Raw genomic sequence first — 2,628 nt, 5'->3', positions numbered from 1 at the left:
GAGCGGCGCCGACCCCGCCGAGGCCGGCGCCGCTCCGTACGGATCACTGAACGGGTCGCTGAACGGGTCGCCGAGCGGAACGCTGAGCGGATCGCTGTCGCCCGCCGCCCGGCTCTGGCGGTCGCTGCGCGCGTACGCGGCCGAGGGGCCGGTGCTGGTCGCCGTGGACGACGTACACCTCGCGGACGAGGACTCGCGCTGCTGGCTGACCGAGGCGGCGCGCAGGGTGGACCGGTTACCGGTGCTGCTGGTGGTGACGGAACGCAGCCAGTACGACGTGGACCAGCCGTCCGCCGGTCTGGTGCACACCCTCTCCCCCGCCCTCGTACGGACCCACACCCTGGCCCCGCTGAGCCGCGAGGCGGCGGCGGAGCTGGTGCGGTCGGCCGTCGGGGAGGACGTACCGGAGAAGTGGGTGGCCGACTACGTACGGGCGGGCGCGGGCAACCCGCTGCTCCTGCGCGCCCTGCTGGAGGACCTGAACGCCGGCACCGCCGCCCCGGCCGCGCTGCCGGAGACGTGCGCGGCGCTGTATCCGGGGGCGTATCCGGCGGCGGTGTCGTGGTGGCTGGAGTGTGCCGGGGCGGCGACGGCCGAGGCGGCGCGGGTGTTCGCCGCGCTGGACGAACTGCCGGACGGCGCCGACGTCGACCTGTTCACCGAGACCGCGGACACCCTCGGAGCCGACCCGGCGCGGGTACGGGGCTGGCTGACCGCCATGCCCCGGCTCGGCATGCTGCGCCTCGGCGACGACGGGCCGCCCCGCTATGCCCACCCGCTGCTGCGCGACGCGGTGCTCACCGGCTGGTGCCCCACCGACCGGCAGGCGGCGCACGGCGCGGCGGCCGAGGCGATGCTGCGGCGCGGCGTCCCGACGGCGACGTTCGCCGACCTGCTGCTGCGCTCGGGCACGATGGGCGAGGCGTGGGCGACGGAGGTCCTGCTGGACGCGGCCGACGGCGCCGTCCGCGACGACCGTACCGACGACGCGGTGGTCCTGCTGCGCCGGGCGCTGGACGAGCCGATGCCGGACGGCCGCCGGGCCGGGGTGCTGACCGAGCTGGGCTCGCTGGAGTTCACGGACGTACGTTCCTCGGCGGCCATCCCCCGCCTGACCGAGGCGATGCGGCTGCCGGGCCTGCCGCAGTACCGGGTACAGGCGGCGGTGGCCCTGGGCACGGCGCTGGCCAGACGCGGCGAGGCCCGCGCGGCGGTGACCCTGCTCAGCGATCTGGACGGCCAGTTGACGGACCACCCGGACCTCCTGCGCACGGTCCAGACGGCCTCGGCACTCCTCTCCGACCACGACCAGACGATCCGCGAGGAGACGTACCGCCGACTGCGCGAAACCGCCGAGCACTCCTCACAGCCACTGGGCCCCGCCGGTCGCGCCCTCCTCGTACGGTACGAGGCGACAGCGGGCCTGATCTCGGCGGAAGCCGCCATGCACCAGGTCCGCACCCTGCTCGCGGAGCCGGCCGGCCCCCTGGCGGAACCCTTCCTCCTGGGCACGGCGGCGGCGGTGGCCCAGTGGGCCGACGAACTGGACGAGGCCGAACGCCTGACGGCCCGAGGCCTGACCGGCCAACGCCCCACGCTCCTCCACCCCATGCACGAGGCGCTGCTGAACGTACGCGCCGACATAGCGGCGGCACGCGGTGAGTACGGGCGGCTGCTGAGCGAATCCGACAACTCCGACCGGGCGTTCGGGTTCACGTACGGGTTGGAGCGGATGCCCGGGCCGGATGACGCGAAGGCCACGACGGAGCCCGTACCGGGGACCGGCTGCCATGGAGAGGGAAACAAGGACGGTGACGGCACCGGACCGACGAACGGGGAGGCACACATATTGCTGGCGCTCGTGGAGACCGGCCGCATCGACGAGGCCAGGCGGCTCGCCGACGCCTTCGACCTGCGGGAGGCGCACGACTCCTGGGAGTTGAGCCGTTTCCTGTACGCGCGGGGCGTGGTCCGCGCAGCCTCCGGTGATCCGGCGGGCGCGCTCGGTGACTTCCTGGAGTGCGGGCGCCGCCAGTCCGCCCGCGACGTACTGAGCCCGGTGGTCACCCCTTGGCGGGCCGCAGCGGCACAGTGCCAACTGGCGCTCGGCCACCCCCGGGAGGCGCTGGCCCTGGCCGAGGAGGAACTCCGGCTGGCCCGGGTGTGGAACACCCCGCGCCTGGTGGGCCGTTCACTGCGGATACTCGGCACGGCGACGGGCGGCCGCCACGGTCTGGCCCTGACCGACGAGGCGGTACGAATGCTGCGCGAGGCGTCTGTGGAAACGGAGTTGATCCCGGCCCTGATCGCCCGAGGCCGCCAGCTCATCGCCACCGGCGAACGCACCCGAGCCCGCAAGTCCCTGCGCGAAGCGGCCGAACGCGCCGAACACCTGGGCGCCGTACGCCTGCGCATGGCAGCCGACGACTCCCTCCGCGAGGGCGGCGCCCGCCGCACGACAACAGCGCCGACAGCCCTGACAGCGAGCGAACACCGGATCGCGCAACTAGCGGCGGAGGGGCGTACGAACCCGGAGATCGCGGAGTTGCTGCATGTGGCGCGACGGACGGTGGAGACGCATCTGACCAGTGCTTATCGGAAGTTGGGGATCAGGCGGAGGGGGGAGTT

Annotated in this window: 1 protein-coding gene; it reads left to right on the top strand. The window is 74.1% G+C overall.

Annotated elements, in window-relative coordinates:
- Nucleotides 1-2,628, top strand: a 2,628-nt coding sequence (locus AOK08_RS48185) for a helix-turn-helix transcriptional regulator (protein WP_079054563.1), incomplete at both ends; no start/stop codon positions are given.

The organism is Streptomyces graminilatus (assembly GCF_001418565.1).
GTDB classification, from domain to species: Bacteria; Actinomycetota; Actinomycetes; order Streptomycetales; family Streptomycetaceae; genus Streptomyces; species Streptomyces graminilatus.
The sequence above is the reverse complement of the archived record's forward strand: the minus strand, read 5'-3'. Positions and strand labels throughout refer to the sequence as shown.